This is a genomic window from Micromonospora zamorensis, assembly GCF_900090275.1.
Lineage (GTDB): Bacteria > Actinomycetota > Actinomycetes > Mycobacteriales > Micromonosporaceae > Micromonospora > Micromonospora zamorensis.
The window spans coordinates 3,020,707-3,042,597 of record NZ_LT607755.1 but is presented as its reverse complement, the minus strand read 5'-3'; the positions used below and the strand labels follow the sequence as shown (position 1 = coordinate 3,042,597).

18 protein-coding genes are annotated in these 21,891 nt (G+C 72.1%); 12 read left to right on the top strand and 6 right to left on the bottom strand.

The features are described from left to right. Positions 1-59: 59 nt before the first annotated feature. From GA0070619_RS13285 to GA0070619_RS13255, 7 genes are all read left to right on the top strand, one after another. Positions 60-1,298, top strand: a complete 1,239-nt coding sequence (locus GA0070619_RS13285; RefSeq protein WP_088948345.1) for a beta-ketoacyl-[acyl-carrier-protein] synthase family protein — start codon at positions 60-62, stop codon at positions 1,296-1,298. Positions 1,299-1,371: 73 nt separating this feature from the next. Next, complete coding sequence (hppD, locus tag GA0070619_RS13280; RefSeq protein ID WP_088948344.1) at positions 1,372-2,463, top strand: 4-hydroxyphenylpyruvate dioxygenase; 1,092 nt, start codon at positions 1,372-1,374, stop codon at positions 2,461-2,463. Next, positions 2,460-3,389 (top strand): phytanoyl-CoA dioxygenase family protein, encoded by a 930-nt coding sequence (locus GA0070619_RS13275; protein WP_088948343.1) that lies wholly within the window; start codon positions 2,460-2,462, stop codon positions 3,387-3,389. The genes hppD and GA0070619_RS13275 overlap by 4 nt, the downstream gene beginning before the upstream one ends. 1 nt (position 3,390) lies before the next feature. Beyond that, positions 3,391-4,182: a DUF3050 domain-containing protein gene (locus GA0070619_RS13270; protein WP_088948342.1), complete on the top strand. Its 792-nt coding sequence runs from the start codon at positions 3,391-3,393 to the stop codon at positions 4,180-4,182. Then, a complete protein-coding gene (locus GA0070619_RS13265; RefSeq protein WP_088948341.1) occupies positions 4,179-5,150 on the top strand; it encodes a thiamine pyrophosphate-dependent dehydrogenase E1 component subunit alpha in 972 nt (323 codons plus the stop codon). Before GA0070619_RS13270 ends, GA0070619_RS13265 begins: the two co-directional genes overlap by 4 nt. Before the next feature lie 55 nt (positions 5,151-5,205). Then, positions 5,206-6,174 (top strand): alpha-ketoacid dehydrogenase subunit beta, encoded by a 969-nt coding sequence (locus tag GA0070619_RS13260; RefSeq protein WP_088951774.1) that lies wholly within the window; start codon positions 5,206-5,208, stop codon positions 6,172-6,174. Beyond that, positions 6,171-7,529: an ATP-grasp domain-containing protein gene (locus GA0070619_RS13255; protein WP_172862045.1), complete on the top strand. Its 1,359-nt coding sequence runs from the start codon at positions 6,171-6,173 to the stop codon at positions 7,527-7,529. Before GA0070619_RS13260 ends, GA0070619_RS13255 begins: the two co-directional genes overlap by 4 nt. Before the next feature lie 78 nt (positions 7,530-7,607). Here GA0070619_RS13255 and GA0070619_RS13250 read toward each other — a convergent pair whose 3' ends face one another. The 6 genes from GA0070619_RS13250 to GA0070619_RS13225 form a co-directional block, all read right to left on the bottom strand. Beyond that, a complete protein-coding gene (locus GA0070619_RS13250) occupies positions 7,608-9,146 on the bottom strand; it encodes a ricin-type beta-trefoil lectin domain protein (RefSeq protein WP_172862044.1) in 1,539 nt (512 codons plus the stop codon). A gap of 244 nt (positions 9,147-9,390) precedes the next feature. Then, a complete protein-coding gene (locus GA0070619_RS13245) occupies positions 9,391-10,077 on the bottom strand; it encodes an SGNH/GDSL hydrolase family protein (protein ID WP_088951773.1) in 687 nt (228 codons plus the stop codon). Positions 10,078-10,161: 84 nt separating this feature from the next. After that, positions 10,162-12,090 carry a S1 family peptidase gene (locus tag GA0070619_RS13240; protein ID WP_088948339.1) on the bottom strand — a complete coding sequence of 643 codons (1,929 nt, stop codon included), beginning with the start codon at positions 12,088-12,090 and terminating at the stop codon, positions 10,162-10,164. Between the two features lie 237 nt (positions 12,091-12,327). Beyond that, the gene (locus GA0070619_RS13235; RefSeq protein ID WP_088951772.1) at positions 12,328-12,732 is read right to left on the bottom strand and encodes an MmcQ/YjbR family DNA-binding protein; all 405 of its coding nucleotides are present in this window, start codon (positions 12,730-12,732) and stop codon (positions 12,328-12,330) included. A gap of 53 nt (positions 12,733-12,785) precedes the next feature. Then, on the bottom strand, positions 12,786-14,009 hold the full coding sequence (locus tag GA0070619_RS13230) for an MFS transporter (protein ID WP_088948338.1): 1,224 nt from the start codon (positions 14,007-14,009) through the stop codon (positions 12,786-12,788). After that, positions 14,006-15,559: an AMP-binding protein gene (locus GA0070619_RS13225; protein WP_088948337.1), complete on the bottom strand. Its 1,554-nt coding sequence runs from the start codon at positions 15,557-15,559 to the stop codon at positions 14,006-14,008. The genes GA0070619_RS13230 and GA0070619_RS13225 overlap by 4 nt, the downstream gene beginning before the upstream one ends. Positions 15,560-15,863: 304 nt before the next feature. Here GA0070619_RS13225 and GA0070619_RS13220 point away from each other — a divergent pair, with 304 nt between their 5' ends. The 5 genes from GA0070619_RS13220 (at position 15,864) to GA0070619_RS13200 (ending at position 21,839) form a co-directional block, all read left to right on the top strand. Continuing rightward, entirely contained in the window at positions 15,864-17,141 is a 1,278-nt protein-coding gene (locus GA0070619_RS13220) for an SGNH/GDSL hydrolase family protein (protein WP_172862201.1), read from the top strand. Between the two features lie 64 nt (positions 17,142-17,205). After that, positions 17,206-18,417 carry a cytochrome P450 gene (locus tag GA0070619_RS13215; RefSeq protein WP_088948335.1) on the top strand — a complete coding sequence of 404 codons (1,212 nt, stop codon included), beginning with the start codon at positions 17,206-17,208 and terminating at the stop codon, positions 18,415-18,417. 7 nt (positions 18,418-18,424) lie between these two features. Then, on the top strand, positions 18,425-19,411 hold the full coding sequence (locus GA0070619_RS13210) for an alpha/beta hydrolase (RefSeq protein WP_088948334.1): 987 nt from the start codon (positions 18,425-18,427) through the stop codon (positions 19,409-19,411). Beyond that, on the top strand, positions 19,404-20,507 hold the full coding sequence (locus GA0070619_RS13205; RefSeq protein ID WP_088948333.1) for an alpha-hydroxy acid oxidase: 1,104 nt from the start codon (positions 19,404-19,406) through the stop codon (positions 20,505-20,507). The genes GA0070619_RS13210 and GA0070619_RS13205 overlap by 8 nt, the downstream gene beginning before the upstream one ends. Before the next feature lie 3 nt (positions 20,508-20,510). Further along, positions 20,511-21,839, top strand: a complete 1,329-nt coding sequence (locus GA0070619_RS13200) for an aminotransferase class I/II-fold pyridoxal phosphate-dependent enzyme (protein WP_088948332.1) — start codon at positions 20,511-20,513, stop codon at positions 21,837-21,839. Positions 21,840-21,891 lie beyond the last annotated feature (52 nt).

Here is a 21,891-nt window from a genome sequence, read left to right as displayed (position 1 = left end):
ATCAGGCAGCTCAGCAGCGTGGAGCCTCGCACCGGCGCGGAGCGAAGCGGAGTGGCGGCGTGACCGCCCTGATCACGGGGATGGGTCTGTTCACCCCGGTCGGGCGGGGCGTCGAGGAGACCTTCGAGGCGGTGACCACCGGCCGTTCCGGGCTGACCCGCCCGCCCGAGGGGCACCCGGTCAGGGAGTCGTTGGACGTCGCCGGCCTGCTGCCCGACATCGACCCGCGCACCGTCGCGTCCGGGCCGGAGACCCGGGTGCTGGACCGGATCGTGGTGCTCGCACTCCTCGCCGCCGCCGACGCGCTCGCCGACGCCGGCATCGAGGTCGGCCGCGACGTCGACCCCGACCGGATCGGAGTGATCGTCGGCGGTGTCGGTGGCATGGCGACCCTGGAGTCGCAGGTGCTGGCCCGGGCGGCCCGGGGTCGGGCGGCGGTCAGCCCGTACCTGCTCACCGGGATCCTGCCGAACATGCCGGCGGCGCGGATCGCCATCGCGCACGGCATCCGCGGCTACAGCTCGTCGGTCGGCACCGCCTGCGCCTCCGGCGCGCAGGCGGTCGCCGACGGGGTTCGGCTCATCGCCACCGGAGAGGTCGACGTGGTGCTCTGCGGGGCCAGCGAGGCACCGCTGTTCCCGACCTTCGCCGACACCTTCGGCAACGCGCGCGCCCTGGCCCGAGCCGGCGACGACCCGGCCCGGGCGAGTCGGCCGTTCGACACCTCCCGCAGCGGGTTCGTGCTGGCCGAGGGCGCCGCGCTGCTGGTGCTGGAACGTGCCGAGCACGCAGCGGCGCGCGGAGTCACCGCGTACGCCGAAGTGGCCGGCCACGGCGCGACCACTGACGCGTACCACCCGACCGCACCCCGCCCGGACGGTGCCGGCGCGGCCGCGTGCATCCGGCGCGCGCTGCGCAGCTCCGGTGTGCCCGCGGCGGCGGTCGGCTACGTCAACGCGCACGGCACCGCGACGAAGCTCGGTGACATCGCGGAGACCACCGCCCTCGCCGACGTGTTCGGCGTCGGCGGTGTGCCGGTCAGCTCCACCAAGGCGCTCACCGGGCACCTGCTCGGCGCCTCCGGGGTCCTGGAGGCGGCGGTCACCGCGCTGGCGCTCGGTCGGGGGCTGCTGCCGCCGACGTACCACCTCGACGACCCGGACCCGGCCTGCCCGGCGGACCACATCCGTGGCGCGCCCCGCAAGGCCGACCCGGAGTACGCGGTCACCAACTCGTTCGGGTTCGGCGGTCAGAACGTGAGCCTGCTGCTCGCGCGCGTCGCCGAGCCGAGGAGGTGATCGACGCGGCATCCCGGGCGGGCGCGCCCGGACGGCAACACGGGGGAAATGTGTGGGAGGGGTTTCAGGGGACATGGACATCCGTGGTATCGACCACATCGAACTCTACGTGGGGGACGCCCGACAGGCGGCCTTCTACTTCAGCACCGCCGTCGGCTTCGAGATCTGTGGCCAGGGTGGCCCGGAGACCGGGCTGGAAGGGCAGCGCTCGCTGCTGCTCTGCCACGGCGACATCCGACTGCTGCTCACCTCGGGGCTCAGCGCCGAGCATCCGGCGGCCAGATACGTCCAGCGCCACGGTGACGGCATCGCCGTCGTCGGGGTCGAGGTCGACGACGTCGCGTCCGCGTACGCCGAGCTGGTGGGCCGCGGCGCGACCGGGGTGACGCCACCGACCACCGTCACCGGTGCGGACGCCGAGGTGGTGACCGCCGAGGTGGACGGCTTCGCCGACGTGCGGCACCGGCTGGTGCAGCGCCGCGGTGACCGGGCCGAGTTCCTGCCCGGCGTCATCACACCGGCACCGTCCGGTGGGGAGGGTCATCCGCCGGTGCTCGCCGAGATCGACCACCTGGCGGTCTGCGTGCCGCCCGGTCAGCTCGACGAGACGGTCCGGCACTTCGAGAAGCTGTTCGACTTCGCGGAGATCTTCGAGGAACACATCGAGGTCGACGGGCAGGGGATGAACTCCAAGGTGGTGCAGAGCCCGTCCGGGCGGGTCACCGTGGTGCTGCTGGAACCGGACCGGGCCCGGCGGCCGGGGCAGATCGACGCGTTCCTCGACCAGCACGCCGGCGGGGGAGTGCAGCACCTGGGGCTGCGCACCGACGACATCCTCACCGCGGTCGAGGCGTTGGGCCGGCGCGGGGTGCGCTTCGCCGGCACACCCGGCAGCTACTACGACTCCCTCGAAGCACGGGTCGGTCGGGTGGACGCCCCACTGGACCGGCTGCGCGAGCTGGGCGTGCTGGTCGACTCCGACCACGACGGCCAGCTGTTGCAGATCTTCGCCGAGTCGATGCACGTACGCCGCACGCTCTTTCTGGAGCTGATCGAGCGGCGCGGCGCGCGGGGCTTCGGCAGCGGCAACATCAAGGCGCTCTACGAGGCCAAGGAACGGGAGTTGGCCGCGGTGGCGGCCACACCACAGGGGGTGGGGGCGTGAGCGTGACCGGCTACGAACCGACGCTGACCGCCGAGGAGCAGGCCCTGCTGCCGTCCGACGACGACGTGCGGCACTACGCCGAGCACGGCTGGTACCTGTCGAAGAAGGTGTTCACCGACGACGAGGTGGACGCCCTCGCCGCCGCCGCGCAGCGCTACTACGACGGTGAGCGGGACCGGCGGTTGCCGGTGCGGCCCCCGAAGCTGGCCTACTGGGAGCCGTCGTCGGGGCCGGTGCAACGGCACAACGACTACGTCCACCACGAGCACGACGGGCTGGGCGCGATCCTGCGTAAGCCGCTGGTCGGGGCGGTGGCGGCCCGGCTCGCCCAGGCCGACGAGATCCGGGTCTTCCAGTCCACGCTGATCTACAAGCCGCCGATCTCCGGCGAGCCGAGCAACATCGTGCCCTGGCACTTCGACAAGCACTACTGGGCGTCCTCGTCGTCGGAGAAGATGCTCACCGCGTTCATCCCGTTCCACGACTGTGGGGAGGAGATGGGCACCATCACCATGGTCGACGGCTCGCACCGGTGGAAGGAAATCGGCGCCGACGACACAGTGGTGCGGCACTTCGCCGACCGGGACCGCAGCCAGCTGGAGGAGATGCTGGCCGAGAACGCCGCGTACAACGGCGCGGAGATCCGCAAGATCCCCATGGTGATCCCCAAGGGACACGTGAGCTTCCACCACTGCCGCACCTATCACGGCAGCGGCCCCAACGTCAGCGGTCGCCCCCGACAGGCGATCTCGCTGCACCTGCAGGACGGCGACAACGCCTGGCGGGAGTATCCGCTCTCCGACGGCACGCTCGCCGCGTACAACCACGACGTGCTGGTCCGCCGCACCCACGAGGGGCGGCCCGACTACGCGGACCCCGACTACTGCCCGGTCATCTGGCGCCACCGCGCCCAACAGGGAGGCTGACATGTCACGCTACGACTGGGGTAGGACCCACCCGGGCATCGAACGGCTGGAAAAGGCGGTGACCGACCGCCGTGACGTGGTGGTCAAGCACCCGCTCTACGCCAACCTGGACACCCATGAGGCGCTGGTCACCTTCATGCAGCACCACGTCTTCGCGGTCTGGGACTTCATGTCCCTGCTGAAGTCGTTGCAACGGCAGCTGACCTGCGTCACCGTGCCGTGGATCCCGACCGGCCCGACCGGCAGCCGCCGCCTCATCAACGACATCGTCATGGTCGAGGAGAGCGACGAGCTGGGCGGCGGCTACATCAGCCACTTCGAGCTGTACGTGCAGGGCATGGTCGAGGCCGGCGCGGACACCACGGCCGTGAACGCCCTCGTCGACCTGCTGCGCGCCGGCCGGCCGGTGACCGACGCGCTCACCGAGGCCGGGGTGCCGGCCGCGTCGGCGAGGTTCGCCGCCACCACCTGGCGGATCATCGAGTCGACACCGGTGCACTGCCAGGCGGCGGCCTTCGCGTTCGGTCGTGAGGACCTCATCCCGGACATGTTCACGCAGGTCGTCTCGGTCAACGAGCGCAGCAACCGGTTGCACACGTTCGTCGACTACCTGGAGCGGCACATCGAGGTCGACGGCGAACAGCACACCCCGATGGCCATGCAGATGCTCGCCGACCTGTGCGGCGACGACGACACCAAGTGGCAGGAGTGCGCCGACACGGTCAACACCGCCCTCACCGCCCGGGCCCGACTCTGGGACGACATCCTCGCCGCCATCAAGGGACCGGCGTGACCGACGCCGACCCGGTCCGGCTCTACCGCACGGTCCGGCTGATCCGCCGGTTCGAGGAACGGGCGGTGGAGCTGGTCCACGGCGGGCAGATCGTCGGCGGCATCCACCCGTACCTCGGTCAGGAGGGGATCGCCGCCGGCGTCTGCGCCGCCCTGGGTGCCGACGACGTGATCGCCGGCACCCATCGCGGACACGGGCACGTCCTGGCCCGGGGCGCGGACCCGACCCGGATGCTCGCCGAGCTGTGCGGTCGGGTCACCGGCCTCAACGCCGGGCGGGGCGGTTCGATGCACGCCGCCGACTTCAGCCTCGGCGTGCTCGGCGCCAACGCGATCGTGGGGGCCTCCGGGGCGATCATCACGGGTGCGGTCTGGGCCCACCGCCATCGGGGGCGCGACACCGTCGGGGTGAGCTTCTTCGGCGACGGCGCGGTCAACGAGGGGATGCTGCTGGAGGCGTTCAACCTGGCCGCGCTCTGGCGGGTGCCGGTGCTGTTCGTCTGCGAGAACAACGGCTACGCCACCACCATGCCGGTCGCCGGCGCGGTGGCCGGCAGCATCACCGGCCGGGCCGCCGCGTTCGGCGTCCCGGCCGTCCAGGTCGACGGCCAGGACCCCGAGACGGTACGCGTCGCCGCGGCCGCCGCCGTCGACCGGATGCGCGCCGGCGGCGGTCCCGAGCTGATCGAGGCCCGTACCTACCGCTTCGACGTCCACCACACCTTCGAGCACGCGGTACGCCTCGACTACCGCCCGCCCGACGAGGTGACCCGGGGTCGGGCCCGCGACCCGGTGCGTATCCAGGGTGAGCGCCTCTCCGACGTCGACCGTGCCGCAGTGGACGCCGAGGTCGAGGAAACCCTCGACGCGGCCGTGCGTTTCGCCCTGGCCAGCCCGCAACCCGACCCGGCCGACGCCCTGGCCTACCTGTACGCCAGCGGCATGACCGCCCGCACCGGAGGTGGCTGAATGACCGCATGCACCGGAGGTGGCTGAATGACCGCCCGCACCGGAGGTGGCTGAGGTGCCCCGACTGTCGTACCGCCGGGCGCTGACCCGGGCACTCGCCGACGAGCTGACCCGGGACGAGGCGGTGTTTCTGCTCGGCGAGGACGTCCAGGTCGGGGCGTCGATGGTGACCACCGGCCTGGCCAAGCGCTTCGGGACCGAGCGGGTACGCGACACCCCGCTGTCCGAGCAGGCGTTCACCAGCTTCGCCACCGGCGCGGCGCTGGCCGGGTTGCGGCCGGTGATCGAGTTCCAGATCCCGTCGCTGCTGTTCCTGGTCTTCGAGCAGATCGTCAACCACGCCCACAAGTTCCCGCTGATGACCGGTGGGCAGTGCGCCGTCCCGGTCACCTACCTGGTCCCCGGCTCCGGCTCGCGCACGGGCTGGGCCGGGCAGCACTCCGACCACCCGTACAGTCTCTTCGCGCACGTCGGCGTGGTCACCGTCGTGCCGGCCACCCCGGCCGACGCGTACGGGCTGCTGGTCACCGCGATCCGCCACGACGACCCGGTGGTGGTGTTCGCCCCGGCCGGCGCGATGGACCTGCGGGAGGACGTCGAGGACCTGACCCCGGTGCCGCTGGGCCGGGGCCGGATCCACCGCTTCGGCGACGACGTCACAGTGGTCGCGGTCGGGCACCTGGTGCACGACGCGCTCGCGGTGGCCGAGGAGCTGGCCGACCAGGTCTCGGTGGAGGTGTTCGACCCGCGCACGCTGTACCCGTTCGACATCGACGGCCTCACCGAGTCGGTGGCGCGCACCGGGCGGCTCGTGGTGGTCGACGACGCCAACCGCTCCTGCGGCATGGCCGCCGAGATCATCGCCTCGGTGGTGGAGCGCGTCCGACTGCTCGCCCCTCCCCGCCGGGTCACCCGCCCGGACGGGGCGGTGCTGCCGTTCGCGCCGGCGTTGGACCGGGCCGTGCAACCGTCCCGGGACCAGCTCGCCACCGCCATCCACCTGACCATGAAGGACGGATCATGATCGACCCCAACTACGCGTGGCCGGCGGCCGACCGTGCCTGGACCGACCTGCCGGAGCCGGCCCGACGAGCCATGGTGACCAGTGGGGCGGCGGCCTGGGAGCAGGTCTTCCACGGCCGGGCCACCTACAACAAGCAGTGGCGGCTGGCCCGCCCCCCGGTCCTGACCGCCGACGCCTGGCGGGAGCTGAACGAGGTCTGCGACCGGCTCGCCCAACTGATCCTCGACGCCTGCCGTCGTCGGGCGGGCACCGCCGGTGAGCTGCGCCGGCTGCTCGACGTACCGGCGGGGGAGACCCGCCTGCTGGACGAGTCGGAGCCGCTGAGCGAGGCGCTGCTGGCCGCGTACCGGCCGGACGTGATCTTCTCGGCGGGGGTGCCGAAGTTCGTCGAGTACAACATCGACAGCAGCCTCGGTGGCGGCTTCGACGCCGACACCGTGATCCAGCGGTTCGCGCGGCTCTACCAGGAGCAGGGCATCCTGGACGACCTGCCGGCGCGGGCCGCACCGTCACTGCTCGACCAACGGTTCGTGGCGATCCGCGAGGAGCTGCGGTTGCCCGAAGGCGCCCGGGTGGCGCTGCTGATGGACTTCGACGCCGACTACCCCGGTCTGGACGACCCGCAGACGTTCATCCGGATCCTCGACCCACTGGCCGTACGGGCCCGGGACTTCGGCATCGACCTGGTCATCGCCCCGGTCTCCACCGCCACCCTGGACGCCGACAGTCGCCTGGTGGTCGACGGCGCGCCGGTCGACGCGCTGTTCCGGCTGTTCGTGCCCAACCGGGTCACCCCGACCGCCGGTTTGGACGCGGTGGCCGGTGCCCTCGCGGCGGGCACGCTGCCGATGTTCGTCTCGGCGGCGGCCTGGCTGCTCGGCAACAAGACCACCTTCGCGTGGCTGTGGGAGGACGTGGACGGGCTACCCGCCGACGACCAGACGCTGATCCGTCGGCACGTGCCGTACACGGTGCCGCTGACCGCCGCGGTGCTCGACCGGGCGATCGCCGACCAGGCGAAGCTGGTGGCCAAACCGGCCGATGGTTCCGCCGGGCACGGCGTGCTGCTCGGCCCGGAGTTGAGCCCGACGGACTGGGCCGACGGGTTGCGGGCCGCCGTCGACCAGGGCGGTGCGATCCTTCAGGAGTACCTGCCGACCGACCGGGTGTCGATGGACTTCGTGCAGATCGAGACGGGCGAGACGGTGACGGCGGAGGTGCCGTACTCCCTCGCTCCGTACCTGTTCGGCCGGCACGCCTCCGGCGGGCTGGCGAGGGTCGGCTACCCCGGCTGCGACGGAGTCCTCAACCTGGCCCACGGCGTCCTGATGACCGGTGTGCTGTTGCACGACTGACCGCTTGCCGAGCCTGTCAGCCCGACCAACGGGTGTGGCTGCGGAGGCATCTCCGCAGCCACACCCCACGCCAGCCGGTCAGGCGGCGGGTAGCCGCCAGATCACGCCATCGGTGCAGGCGACCATCGACGGCACCCAGGCGCCGCCCTCAAGGGAGTCGTAGCGGTAGCCGAGGCAGTTGCGGGTGCTTGGGTTCTTGATCGTGCCATCGGGCATGAGCATCCAGTCCTGTTCCTTGGCGCCGTTGCACGCCTCAAGTTTCATCGCGGTGCCGCGAGGGAAAGGGGTCGTGGCTCCCTTTGTCGTGAGGCAGCCGCCGTCCGCTTGGAGCGTGAGACCGCTCTGCGTCCACGGTTGAGGGCTGGTGCAACCGGCCAGTATCAGGCCCACGCGATAGCCGGCACCGGTGATGTTTTTCAGGCAGAGCCCGTTCGCCTCCGCCTTGAGCGCGCCGTAGGCGCCGCCGCCGTTGCCCCTCTGCACCCAGTGGTGGTCGTCCCACGCGCCGCAGGTGTCCATCCGGATGTCGTTCGGGGTGGTGGCGGGGGAGGCGATGCAGAGCCCTGAGCCCAGGTTCTTCAACTGGCTGCGGACCGAGTCGGTGGTGATCCGCCACTGCTGGGTGATCCCGCTGTCACAGTTGTAGATCTTCACATCGCCGAGAACCGGTGCCTCGCCGTACGCGCACTTGCCGTTGCCGACATTCTTCAGATGAAAGGTGCCCGACCCGTTCGGCACCAACGTCCACTGCTGCGCGGGCGCGGTCGCCGAGCAGGCCGCGGTGCCGACCGGCGTGCGGTCCGTGTTGCCGGTCGTCACCAGGCAGTCCCCGCTACGCCCGTTCGTGATCGGCAGCGCCTGACCCGCGAGCCAGTCCGGCGCGGCGTCGATGCTGGTTGCGACCCAGCCGGCCTGGCTGTCCAGACGAGTGTCGACGGCGGTGCGCCGGGTCTCGGTCTCGCCGATGCAGCCGCCCTGGAAGGAACGGTCGTGCACGGCGACCACCTCCACCGCGCTGCCGTTGCGCCGAACGGACGGGCCGCCGGCGTCGCCACGACACAGGGTGGCGCCGGTACCGGTGCCGTCGAGGCCGACGGTGCCGCTGGTCACCGAGGTGACGCTGAACGTGCCACTGTGCAGCCGGTTCTGGACCCACTCGGTGGCGGTGCGGCCGTAGCCGAGTGCCTGAAGCTGCTCGTCAACGGCGGGGGCAGCGCCGATCTGGGCCGGGGCGCTGGTGGTGACCGGCTGATTGAGTCGGATCAGCGCCAGGTTCTCGGTGGGGTGCGGCACCACCGAGACGGCGGTACGCACCTGCCCGCCCGTGCTGGCCAGGTCGACCCGGCCGACGGTGACCGTGGTGGCCTGGGTCGGCGCGCCGGCCACCGGCGGCTGCCCGGTCTCACTCACGCAGCTCGCTGCGGTGACGACCCAGTGCGGGTCGAGGAGCGTGCCCGTGCAGGAGCGCACTGCGGCTCCGAAGTCCACCTTGGCGATGAAGGGGTAGCTGTTGTCGGTGACCGCCTGGCCACCGCTGACCGCCTGTGCTGGTACGGATCCGGCGACCGCCAGCGCAAATGCGCCGATCACCATTGTCAACGTGCGGGCACGCCGCATGTAGATCTCCGATCTGCCGTCGCCCGCCGCAGAAACGGCCGCGATCGGCTCCCCCGTGGACGACGGACCGCCCGGTCTGCCGCATTCTCCTGATACGTGTCGACCACCGGCGTCGCCGCGGGTGATCTCGACGGACGTCACTATAGGAGAACCGTGGCCGCGGCGGTGCCCCGTGTGATTCCCGTCGACCGACCCCGGCGCGGAGGCGGTTCGGCGGGCGGCTCGTGATGCCCGGTTCGGCGCGTCAGCTTGCGGAGCCAGCCAGGTGGCTGTGCAGGCGACGGAGGGTTTCAGCTGTCGCGATGGCGTCGCTGCGGCCGCTACCATGCCGGCCGTCGGTGCTGTACAGGGTCGGGTCGGCGGTCAGCGGGTGATCGGTCAGGTGCACGTGGACGGTGCCCAGGCGCTCGGCGAGCTTCGCGGTGCGCGCGGACAGGAGGCGCATCCGCTCCCGCAGGCCGGGGCGCAGGGCCTCCGGGACCGCCGGGCTGTACGAGACGTCGAACATGCCCACCGTGATCACATCTGCGTCGGCCTGCTGGAGGGCGACGATCATCGCGGTCAGCTCCGCGTCGACGTTGTCCGCGTCGTAGCGGGACCGGAAGGCGTCGTTGCCGCCGCACACCACAAGCGCCAGGTCCGGGCCGAACGCCAGAGCCGGGGCCAGTTGGGTGGCGCGCACCTCGTGCGCGCGCAGCCCACTGCGACCGAGATTGAGGTACGCCAGACCCGGGCGGGCGGCGTCCAGTTCGGTGGCGATCCGGTCGGCCCACTGCTGGTCGGAGTAGCCCGGCGTGGGTTCGCAACTCCCCTCGGCCACGCTGTCGCCGAGCACGACGAACCGCTGCCACCCGTGCCCGCGTAGGAGGGCGGCGCTCTCGCCCTCCCGCAGGCAGTACGGATCCGTTGCTTCGGTCGACGTCGATGCCATGCCCCGCAGGCTAATCGAGTGGTCCGGTGCTGGACAGAGCTCCGCGGCTCCTACCCGCCCAGGGTAGGAGCCGCGGAGCGTCGGTCAGTTGGCGCTGCCAGCCGGCTTGTTGAACCAGCCGTGCAGGGTCACCACCACGTGGACGGTGCCGCTGCTGACGTTCAGGATTCTGATCACGCCGGGCTTGCCGTCACCGATTTGGCCGGTGTCCCGACCGACCTTGGTGACCACCATCGTCGTACGGGCCAGGTGACCTGCGGTGAAATTCGACACCGACGGGTTCTTCACCACCGGCCCGCCTGGGTTGGTGTACGCGAAGATCCCGTCCGGTTCGACAGTCAGATACCCGTTCGTGGTGGGGCTGATCGTCGTCACCGAGATGAGCGCGCCGTCCATCGCGTTCAGCGGAATGCCGTTGGCGCCGGTGAGGTTGAGGAACAGCTCACCCTTCGTCTTGAGGGGTGCCCCGCCGTTGGCGCGGGTGTCCACGACCTGGATGGCCTGAGTGAGGCGCAGATCCGCACCCTCGGCCGGGGAGGCCGCGATGTAACCCTCCAGGCTGATCACCAGGTGCACGGCCGGACCCCGGTTCACGAAGGTGACCTGGCCCGCCGAGGAGAGCTTGACCGAGAGCCCCTGCGAGGTGACCCCACCGGCGTAGTCCATCACGCTGGTCGGGTCGGCCGCGCCACCCGTGGCGTACGCGTTGAGGTAGCCGCCGCTGACGGCGTCGACCACGGCCACGTCGAGCAGCGCGTTACTCGCTCCGGCCGGAATGACGCCGCCGGTCAGCGTGAACGTGCGGCTGCCGTTGGTGGGAATCGTGCCGGTGGTGGTGCCGGTGCCGTTCCGCGTGTCCACGACGCGGGTGTGTGGCACCGCGACGAGGCCACCGCCCCCGCTGTTGGTGAAGTAGCCGCGCACGTCGACGAGGACGTTCGTGCTGCCGCCCTGGTGGTAGACGGAGAGTCTGCCGTCCGGCCCGACCTTGACCACCTGGGTGGTGGAGATCGTCTCGCCGGGGGAGGCGTTGAGTGAGGAGGTGGCCGGCCGTGGCGACCCCTGCGGGAACACCGTCAGGTAGGCGGCGGTGGTGGGTCTGATCGCCGTGACGTCCACCAGGACGGCGGTGACGCCGGTGGCCGGGACTCCCGCGACCCCGAGCGCCTGGAAGTCGGTGGTGACCGCACCGGTACGCGGGCCCGCGGTGGCGCCGACGCCGCTGCGAGTGTCCAGTAGGGCCCCGGCGGGCGAGAGCGCCACGTAGCTGTTGCGGGTGTTCTGGGAGATCCAGGACCCGAGGTCGTCGACCCGGACCTCGGTGGCGGTGCGACGGGTCTCGGTCTCGGAGAGACAGCCGCCCTGCCAGGAGCGGTCGTGCAGGGCGACCAGTTGGGGCGCGCCCGAGCTGACCCGCACCAGAGGGCCGCCGGCATCGCCCTTGCACAGGCTGGTGGCGGTGTCGCTGCCGTCGATGGTGACGGTCGTGTTGGCGATGCCTGTAACGGCGAAGGCGCCCGCGTGCAGCTTGTCGGGCACCCACTCGGTGGCCGTACGGCCGAAGCCGGCGGCCATGAGCTGCTCTCCCGCTGTCGCTGCCGCACCGAGGGAGATCGGCGTGACGCCTGTCGCCGGTCGTTCGAGCTGGGCGAGCACCACGTTGCGGGAGGGGTGCGGCACCAGAGCGGTGACGGCCATCACGTGCCCCCCGGTGGCGGTCAGGTCCGTCCGTCCAACCGTGACGGTCGTCGGGCGCGTCGGCGGCCCCACGACGACGGGTTGGCCACCGCTGGTGAGGCAGTCGGTGGTGGTGACCACCCAGGTGGGGTCGACCAGGGCGGCGGAACAGGCCCCGAGGTCGTTCTGAATCTTGGCGGTGAACAGGTAGGTGCCCGAGGGCACCGGACTGACACCGCTCACCGCCTGCGCGGTGGAACTGATGGTCGTGCCCGCGACGACGGCGGTGGCGAGTAACGCCGCCCCCTTCGCCAGGCGACTGCGCGTGAGACGCATGCTCCTCTTCCCTGACTTGGTCGGCCGGTTTGGCCGTGCGGCACCAGGACCCCGTGACGCCGAGCAATCGCCCGTTGTCAGGACGATAGCGAGCGGGCCGGTGCGGTGCAGTCCCGTGAATCAGGCCAATGAGGACCGACTGCTCAATCCGTCAACCGCACTTCCGCCAGGTGGACGGAGGTCCGCTCCTCGGTTCCGGCCCCGACGCCAGCCCGGTGAACGTTCCCGGTCACGGCACTAGCCGTCGGTCGGCCCGTGATCGGCGCGGTGGGCGGCGGCGAGGCGTTTCGGGGCGCGGGCATACCACGCCTCGGTGACCACCTCGGTCAACTCGGACAGGTTGATCCGGTCGAGCCGGACCAGCACCGCCGGGTACCCGTCGAAGTGCGGGGTGGTGAGGTAGACCGCCGGGTCGTCGGCGAGCAGGGCTTCCTTGACGCCGAGGTCGACCACTCGTACGCCGAGCAGCGGGCCGTCGGGCGCGGCGTCACCGAGGGCGTCGAGGTCCGCGCGGCGCAGCGGTCGCTCCCACACGAACGGCTTGTCCCGGACCCGCCAGGCCGGCAACCCGTCGTACGACGGACGCTCGGTGGTCTCCGGCAGAGCGAGCGCGATCCGGCGGACGTCCTCCCAGCTCGGCATGCCCACACGGTACGCGCTCAGCAAGCCGCAGTGTGCTCGTGCGAGCCCAACTCTCAGGGCGCGACGGCAGGGGTGGGCCGCGTCGGTGTCCTCGGCTCGGACGGCCGGGTCAGCAGCGGGTACGCGCTGACCAGCAGGCACGCCACCGCCATGGTCAGCAGCGCCGGGGTGAGACCCAGCGCGTCCACCGACCAGCCGCCGAGCAGCGCACCGACCGGCAGACCGACGAAGGCCAACGACCCGGCGATGCCGATCACCCGGGTCTGCAACTCGGCAGGCACCCGTTCGTAGAGCGCCACCCCGAGCAACGGGTTGACCGCCGCAATGCCGATGCCGGACAGGAAGGTCACCACGAGCACCACCGGCAGCTCGTCACTGATCGCCAGTGCGACCAGCCGGGGTGTGCCGGCGATCAGTGCCCCGACCAGGAACGTCAGCCGGCGGGGCAACCTCGGCCCGAGTGCGGTGAAGACCACGTTGCCCAGCAGCGCGCCCGCCGAGAACGCCGCCAGCACCAGACCGAGCCCGCTGGGGCCGTGCAGCTCCCGGGCGACCCAGACCGGGATGTAGACGGCCACGCTGGCGTTGGCCACCATGTTCAGCGCCGAGATGACCAGCAGCATGCTGAGCAGCGGCCGGTCCCGGCCCAGGTAGCCGAACCCTGCACGCAGCGCGCGCAGGTAGCTCTCCGGCTCGGCGGGCTTCGCCGGCGCGGCCGGCGGCCGGACCAGGACACCGATCAGCAGCGCGCAGACACCGAAGCTGGCCGCGTCGATGAGGATCGCCTCGGTCACCCCGAACGCGGCGATCAGCACGCCGCCCACGGCGGCGCCGAAGAGGGTCACCACCCGGCTCAGCCCGTCGTACGCCGAGGTCAGCCGGATCAGCGGCACCCCGGCGGCCTCGGCGACCGGCCGGAACATCACGTGCTTCACCCGGTCCCCGATGCCGCGCAGCGCGCCGGCCAGCGCCACCAGCGCCACCAGCGAACCGAAACCCAACCACGGGGTCAGCGCGACGACCACCATGGCCACCGCGCTGCCGGCGTCACAGAGGATGGACGTGCGGCGCAGGCCGATCCGGTCCGCCCAGGGTGTGCCCAGCGCGCTGGACAGCAGGTACGGCAGGGTCTCGGCGAACGCGACCAGGCCCATCTTGGTCGGGCTGCCGGTGGTGACAAGCACCAGCCACGGGATGGTCACCACCGAGATGCGGGTGCCCAGGTTGGAGATCAGGTCCGCGCCGACCAGGACGACCAGTTGCCGGCGGGGGGTCACGCCCCGACCGCCGCCGCCCGACGCGCCGCATACCGCTCGCGCAGCGCCCGTTTGTCCACCTTGACCGACCGGTTCACCGGCAACCGGTCGACGAACTCCACACCGGCCGGCGCCCACATCTCATTGAGCTCCGCGGTCACCAGGTCGATCAGCTCCGCGCCGGTGACCGTGGCGTCCGGGGCGACCACGACGTACGCGTACGGGACCTCGCCGACGGTGTCGTCCGGTACGCCGATCACGGCGGCGGCCCGCACCTGGGGGTGCCCTGCCAGCACGTCCTCGATGGGGCGGCAGAAGATCGCCCAGTTCCGCCGGTGCGTGACGATCATGTCGTGCGCGCGGTCGACCAGGTAGAGGTAACCGTCGTCGTCGAGGTGCCCGATGTCGCGGGTACGCACCCAACCGTCGACCAGCGTCTGCGCGGTCAGCTCGGGTTGGCCGTGGTAGCCGGCGAAGCTCAGTCGGGTCTGCACCCACACCTCGCCGTCACGCCCTGGCGGCAGCACCGTGCCGTTTTCGTCGCGGATCTCGATCCGCACGTCGCCGTAGGGTCGACCGCAGGACCGCAGCCGCTCCGGGTGCTCCGGGTCATCGGTCAACCCGGGCAGCGCGGTGATCACCACGGCTTCGCTGAGGCCGTACACGATGCGCAGCACCGGGCCGAACCGCGCGATGGCCTGGCGCAGCCGGGCGGGCGCGGCGGGCCCCGCTCCCACGTTGAACATGAACATGGCGCTGAAGTCCGCGCCGACCAGCGCCGGGTGGTCCAGCACCTCGTAGAGCATCGGCGGGGTGACGAAGGTGGAGTTGATCCGCTCCCGCTGCACGGTGTCCACGAACGCCACCGGGTCCCAGTCGTCGCGCAGGAACAGCACCCCGCCGGTGAACAGGTTGAACAGGGTGGTGATCTGCCCGCTGGCCAACCACATCGGCGAGTGCGACAGGTGCCGCAGCAGCGGGAACCCGGCGGCGCGGAAGTCGGCGGCCAGGGTGAGGATCTGCGCGTAGAAGTTCTCCCGGTGGTGCACCAGCTTGGGGCTGCCGGTGGTGCCGCTGGTCTGCAGGAACGACTCCGGTGCCGGCACGGATGCCGGCAGTTCCGCCGCGTCGGCGTCGGCGGTGAGGTCCGGGCCGGCGCCCCCCGGGCCGAGACAGCACACCGGTGTGCCGGGCAGCGCGGCGGCCAGGTCCGGGCCGAGACTGGCCGGGTCCCGGGCGTCGTAGACGAGGGCGTCCGGGCGGGCCAGGCGGATGAACTCGTCGACCTCCCGGCGCGCGGTCACCGGGGCGACCCACATGGTCCGGCATCCGATGAGATGCAGCGCGAGCTGGAGCAACGGGCCCTCGACCGCGTTCGCCACTGTCACCAGCACCGCCGCACCGGGGCGTACGCCGTGCCGGGTCAGCGTCGCGGCCATCGTCCGCACCAACGCGGCGGCCTCGGTGTAGGTGAGCCGGCGGTCCCCGCCGACCAGCGCCTCCCGGTCACCGAAGCCGGCGAAGAGATCCAACACTCGGTCCACGTAGGTGTGCCCAGGTCCGTCAGTCATCCGACTGCCCCCATCCGAGAAAGCGGCGGTCCCCGGGCAGCGCCCGGTGGCGACGCGACGGTGGCGCGCGCTCCGGTGAGCCCGCCGCCTGCGAGCCTAGGCCGGTAACGGTTGGTCGGAACCGTGCCGACGGGGCGATCCAACAGGCCCGCCGGACATTTGATCGCGTCGATCAGGTTGATTGACGCCCGTCAGCGGCGGCGGCTAGGTTTCTGGACCATCGTCCAGGCGGGCGCCGTCAGCGGACGGCCCTGGGCTGCCACACGATGGAGGTTCAATGTCGACCCCGAAGAGATGGCACGTCATCGCCGCCGCGGCCGCGCTGCTGGTCACAGGCACACCCGCGGTCGTCGCCAGCGCCGGTCCGTCCGGGACCGCCGCCGCCCGACCGGACCGCTCCGAGTGGGCGGGCAGCTGGGCCACCGCGGTCACCCGGGGCAACTCGGTCGGGCTGACCAACACCGGTCTGAACGACCAGAGCGTACGGATGATCGTGCACGTCTCGGTGGGCGGTCCGGCGCTGCGGGTCCGTCTGAGCAACCTCTACGGCGAGCAGGCGGTAGCGGTCGGTCGGGCCACCGTCGCCCGACCCAACACCGCCACCGCCGACGACCTCTCCGACATCGATCCGGCCTCGGTGCGCCCGCTGACCTTCACCGGCAACGCCTCGGCGACCATGAACCGGGGCGCGGAGCTGCTCAGCGACCCGCTGGCGTTCCCGGTCGCGGACGACAGCGACCTGGTGGTCACAGTGCACTTCCCGACGCCGACCGGCCCGACCACCTTCCACGGGCAGTCGCAGCAGGCCAACTTCATCGGCGCCGGCGACCTGACCGGTGCCGCCGAGGGCACCGGGTTCACCACCCGCCCCACCTGCTGCTGGTTCTTCCTCTCCGGGATCGACGTGCAGCGCAGGGCCACCCCGGGCGCGGTGGTGGTGCTCAGTGACTCCATCGGTGACGGCAACGGCAGCACCGTCAACGCCAACCGGCGCTGGCCCGACCTGCTCTCCGACCGGCTGCTCGCCGACCGGCCGGACCCGCGCACCCCGGGCGTGCTCAACCTCAGCCTGGCCGGCAACCGCCTCAACCACGAGGGCACCGAGCCGGGCGACGGCAACTACCCCGGCTACTACCAGCTCGGGCCGAACGCGGCGGCCCGGCTCAACGAGGACGTCTTTCCCCAGACCGGGGTGCGCACTGTCGTCACCCACCTGGGCATCAACGACATCTGGATGTCCAACGACTCACCCGAGGCGATCATCGCCACCCTGCGGCAGATCAACCAGCAACTCCAGCAGCGGGGGCTGACCAGCCTGGTGGCCACGCTGACCCCGTACGAGGGGCACGGGGCGCCCGGCGTGTGGACTCCGCAGAAGGAAGCCACCCGGCAGGCGGTGAACACGTATCTGCGTGGCAGCCGCGAGTTCGACGGGCTGCTCGACTTCGACCGGGTGCTGCGCGATCCGGCGCGACCCAGTCAGCTGCTGCCCGCGTACGACTCGGGTGACCACATCCACCCGAACGACGCCGGCAACCAGGCGCTGGCGAACGCCGTGCCGCTGCGGCTGCTCGGCTTGTGACACCGGCCGGGGCGGCGGGTGATCCTCGCCGCCCCGGCACCGACATCCTGGGGAGGAGCGCGTCGTGACGGCGCAGGAGTTGCTCACCGGCCTGTACAGCGAGCAGGGCCGACAGAACCCGTACCCGTGGTACGCAGGCCTGCACAAGCTCGGGCCGGTCAGCGCGGTCCCGGCCCGGGCCGAGCACCGCACGGTGGCGGCGGTGGCGGTCGGCTACGACCTCGTCGACGGGTTGCTGCGCGATCCGGAGTGGACCAAACAGCCGCCGCCGGGCTGGCAGGAGCAGGAGATCCTGCGCACCTTCCAGACGTCGATGATGTTCGTGAACCCGCCCGACCACACGCGGATGCGGCACGTGTTCTCCCGCACCTTCACCCCACGCCGGTTGGGCGCGCTGGAACCGGTGATCCTGCGGGTGGTCGACGAGCTGCTGGACCGGATGGCCGACGCCGGAAACGCCGTGGTGGACTTCGTGGCGGACTTCGCGTACCCGGTCCCGGCCCTGGTGATGGCCGAGTTCATCGGTATCCCGGCGGGGGAGTTGGCGTGGTACCGCGAGCGGGTGGAATGGATCGACGAGTTCCTGGACGTCGCCGGGAAGACCCCGGAACGTCTGGCCGCCGCCAACACCGCGGCGGAGGAGCTGCGGGTCTTCTACCGGGAGCTGCTGGCGCACCGCCGCAGGGTGCCCGGGGACGACCTGCTGAGTGGGCTGGTGGAGGCCCTCGACTCGGGTGAGGTGGAGCTGACCGAGGAGGAGCTGGTCAGCAACCTGATCGTGCTGTTCAACGCCAGCTTCGTCACCACCGTCTACATGTTCAGCAACGGGATGCCGTTGCTGCTGGCCCACCCGGAGACGGTCGCGGCGATGCCCACCGACGACAAGCTGACCGCGGGCTGCGTCGACGAGGTGCTGCGACTGGAGAGCCCGGTGCACTTCCTGGCCCGTGCCGCGCCGGCCGACATGGTGCTCGGTGATGTGCCGGTCGCCCGGGACGACAACGTGCTGATCATCATCGGGGCTGCGAATCGGGACCCGGCACGGTTCCCGGACCCGGACGTCTTCGACCCGACCCGGCCCGGCCCGCCGTCGTTGGCCTTCGGGGTGGGTCTGCACTTCTGTCTTGGCGCGGCGGTGTCCCGACTGGAGGGCCGCCTCGCGCTGCCCCGCCTGTTCGCCCGGTTCCCCGGGCTGACCGTCACCGAGACGCCCACGTACAGCGGCAGCCTGTTCCTGCGCGGCATCGACAAGCTGCTCGTCAGCACCGGCGGATAGGAGCGGCATGGCCCCGCACCCGGAGGTGGCGGCGTACCGGGCGGCCCGCGCCGCGACCGGCACCCCGCCGCTGTACACGCAGACGCTGACCGAGGCGCGCGCCGCGGACCTGGCCGCGATCCGCGCCGGCTCCGGCGCGGCCGAACCGGTGGCAGAGGTACGCGACGAGCGGATGCTCGGCCCGGCCGGCGACCTGCCGCTGCGGGTGTACCGGCCGGCCGGGTCGGGCCCGCTGCCCACCCTGCTGTACTTCTTCGGCGGCGGGTGGACGCTCGGCAGCATCGACACCGCCGACGGCATCTGCCGTCGACTGGCCAACGCCGTGCCCTGTCAGGTGATCACCGTCGGCTACCGGCTCGCCCCGGAGCATCCCTTCCCGGCGGCGGTGCACGACTGCCACGCGGCCGCCAGTTGGGTCGCCGGCCACGCCGACCGGCTGGGCGTTGACCCGGACCGGCTGGCGGTGGGCGGGGACAGCGCCGGCGGGAACCTGGCCGCCGCGGTCACACTGCTCAGCCGCGCAGACGGGCCCACGCTCGCCGCCCAGTTGCTGGTCTATCCGAACACCGACCAGAGCGGCGAGCCCACCGACCCGGCCGACGACGACCCGACGCTGTTCAACAGCCGTTCGGTGGCCTGGTACCGGACGCATTACCTGACCGACGAGGCGCACGCCCAGGACCCCCTCGCGTCGCCGCTGCTCGCCGACGACCTGACCGGCCTGCCCCCGGCGCTGGTGGTCACCGCCGAGCTGGACCCGCTGTGCGCGCAGGGGCAGCGGTACGCGGAGCGACTGGCCGCCGCCGGCGTACCCACCCGGGTGCGGCACTACCCGGAGATGATCCACGGCTTCTTCGCCATGCCGGGCGTCTTCACCGACGGCCGGCGGGCGCAGGCCGACGCGGCGGCGTTCCTGCGGGAACGGTTCGGGCTGGCGCCCGGGAGTGACGAGCCGGCGGACGACCCGACGGGCACGGCGGTGCGCGGTGGTTGAGCCGGTGCTGACCGACCTGCCGGCCGTGTCGCTCACCGACTACGCCGAGCGGGCCCGCACGGTGCTGCCGGAGGACGTGTGGGACTACGTCGACTGCGGCAGCGCGTCCGAGGTGACAGTGTCTGCCAACCGTCGCGCGTTGGACCGGGTCGCCGTGCTGCCCCGGATGCTGCGCGGGGTGGACACCGTCGACCTCGGCGCCCGGCTGCTCGGCCGCCCGTACGCCATGCCGGTCGGGGTGGCGCCGATGGCGTACCAGCGCCTGGTGCACCCGGACGGGGAGCTGGGCCTCGCCTCGGCGGCCGGCGCGGCCGGGATCCCGTACCTGGCGAGCACGCTGGGCAGCACACCTCTCGAACAGGTCACCGCTGTCGGCGCGGACGTGTGGTTCCAGCTCTACTGGCTGCGCGACCGGGCCCTCGTCCGTGACCTGCTGGCCCGGGTCGTCGCGGCCGGTTGCCGGGCACTGGTGGTCACCGTGGACGTCCCGGTGCTCGGCCGGCGTCCCCGGGATCTCCGCAACGCCTTCCGGCTGCCGGACGACGTGGTGGCCGCGAACCTGCCCGACGGGCGCGACGCCCTGGCGCACGCAGGCGCACCCGGGGTGTCCGCGCTCGCCGCGCACACGGCCTCCTCGTTCGCGCCGGCGCTGCGGTGGGCGGACCTGGCCTGGCTACGCGAGCAGGTCGACCTGCCGTTGGTGGTCAAGGGAGTGCTGGACCCCCGCGACGCGGTCGAGGCGGTCCGGGTGGGCGCGGACGCGCTGGTCGTGTCGAACCATGGCGGCCGGCAACTCGACGGCGCGCCGGCCAGTGTCACCATGTTGCCGGAGGTCGTCGACGCGGTCGGCGGCGATTGTCAGGTGCTGCTGGACAGCGGCATCCGCAGCGGCACCGACGTGCTGCGGGCGCTCGCGCTGGGCGCCGCCGGGGTGCTGGTCGGCCGGCCGTTGCTCTGGGCGCTGGCCGCCGGTGGCGAACGCGGCGCGCGGGACGCGCTGACGCTGCTCGCCGCCGAGCTGACCGACGCGCTCATCCTGGCCGGCTGCGCCGACCCCGTGGCGGCCGCCGCGCTGCGGACGCTCGATGCGGGCTGAGCGGTGACTGCCACCGAGCCGGTCGACCTGGCCGTCGCCGACCTGCACCCCGCGCTGGGTGATCCGGCGCTGACCTCGATGAACTTCCTCAACGAGGTGTCCGAGCGCTACCCGGCGGCGGTGTCCCTGGCGGCCGGCCGGCCGTACGAGGAGTTCTTCGACCTCGCGGCGGTGCACCGGCACCTGGACACGTTCCACCGGCACCTCACCGACGACCTCGGTCACTCGTCCGAGCAGGCCCGGCGGCTGCTGCTGCAGTACGGCCGGACCAAGGGCATCGTGCACCACCTGATCGCCCGCAACCTCGCGGTCGACGAGGGGATCACCGTCGACCCGGAGGCCGTCGTGGTGACCGTCGGCTGCCAGGAGGCGATGTTCCTGGTGCTGCGGGCGTTGCGCGCCGGACCGGAGGATGTGCTGCTCGCGGTCGCCCCGACCTACGTCGGGCTGACCGGGGCGGCCCGGCTGGTCGACCTGCCGGTGTGGCCGGTTGCCGGCGGACCGTCCGGGGTGGACCTGGCCGACCTGTCGGCCCAGGTGCGGCGGGCCCGGGCGGCGGGGCTCCGGCCGCGTGCCTGTTACGTGATGCCGGACTTCGCCAACCCGTCCGGGGTCAGCATCTCGGCGGAGGACCGGCGACGGTTGCTCACGCTGGCCGCCGAGGAGGACCTGCTGCTGCTGGAGGACAACCCGTACGGGCTGTTCCACTCCGCCGACGGGCCGCGCCCGCCCACCCTCAAGGCGTTGGACACCGGGCGTCGGGTCGTCTACCTCGGCTCGTTCGCGAAGACCGTGCTGCCCGGGGCGCGGGTCGGTTACGTGGTCGCCGACCAGCGGGTGGCCGGGCCGGACGGCCGGGTCGGCCCGCTCGCGGACCAGCTCGCCATGATCAAGAGCATGGTCACGGTGAACACGTCACCGATCGCGCAGGCGGTGATCGGCGGCCGGCTGCTGGAGAACGGGTGCAGCCTGGTGGCCGCGAACACCCGGGAGCGTTCCGCGTACACCCGGAATCTGCGCCACCTGGTGACCGGGCTGCGCCGGCGGTTCCCGGTCCGGGCGGGCGGCCCGGCGGCGGTGCGCTGGACGGTGCCGGCCGGCGGGTTCTTCGTGGTGGTGACAGTGCCGTTTCCGGTCGACGACGCGCTGCTGGACCGCTCGGCCCGCGACTACGGGGTGCTGTGGACGCCGATGGCGCACTTCTACGACGACACCGCGCCGGTGTGCGCGCTGCGGCTGTCGGTCAGCGCGGTGACACCACAACAGATCGACGTCGGGCTGGACCGCCTGGCCGCCCTGATCACCGACGAGGTGACCCGCCGGGCGGGTTGACACAGCGCGTTCATCGGATGGCAATGCGCGACGACCCGCGTGCCGTCGTCCT

Excerpts from the sequence above, each read along its gene's own strand:
- GA0070619_RS13270 (WP_088948342.1), top strand. The coding sequence starts at position 3,391 with ATGTCACGCTACGACTGGGGTAGGACCCACCCGGGCATCGAACGGCTG.
- GA0070619_RS13235 (WP_088951772.1), bottom strand. The coding sequence starts at position 12,732 with ATGCCGAGCTGGGAGGACGTCCGCCGGATCGCGCTCGCTCTGCCGGAG.
- hppD (WP_088948344.1), top strand. The coding sequence starts at position 1,372 with ATGGACATCCGTGGTATCGACCACATCGAACTCTACGTGGGGGACGCC.
- GA0070619_RS13240 (WP_088948339.1), bottom strand. The coding sequence starts at position 12,090 with ATGCGTCTCACGCGCAGTCGCCTGGCGAAGGGGGCGGCGTTACTCGCC.
- GA0070619_RS13210 (WP_088948334.1), top strand. The coding sequence starts at position 18,425 with ATGGCCCCGCACCCGGAGGTGGCGGCGTACCGGGCGGCCCGCGCCGCG.
- GA0070619_RS13245 (WP_088951773.1), bottom strand. The coding sequence starts at position 10,077 with ATGGCATCGACGTCGACCGAAGCAACGGATCCGTACTGCCTGCGGGAG.
- GA0070619_RS13255 (WP_172862045.1), top strand. The coding sequence starts at position 6,171 with ATGATCGACCCCAACTACGCGTGGCCGGCGGCCGACCGTGCCTGGACC.
- GA0070619_RS13225 (WP_088948337.1), bottom strand. The coding sequence starts at position 15,559 with ATGACTGACGGACCTGGGCACACCTACGTGGACCGAGTGTTGGATCTC.
- GA0070619_RS13250 (WP_172862044.1), bottom strand. The coding sequence starts at position 9,146 with ATGCGGCGTGCCCGCACGTTGACAATGGTGATCGGCGCATTTGCGCTG.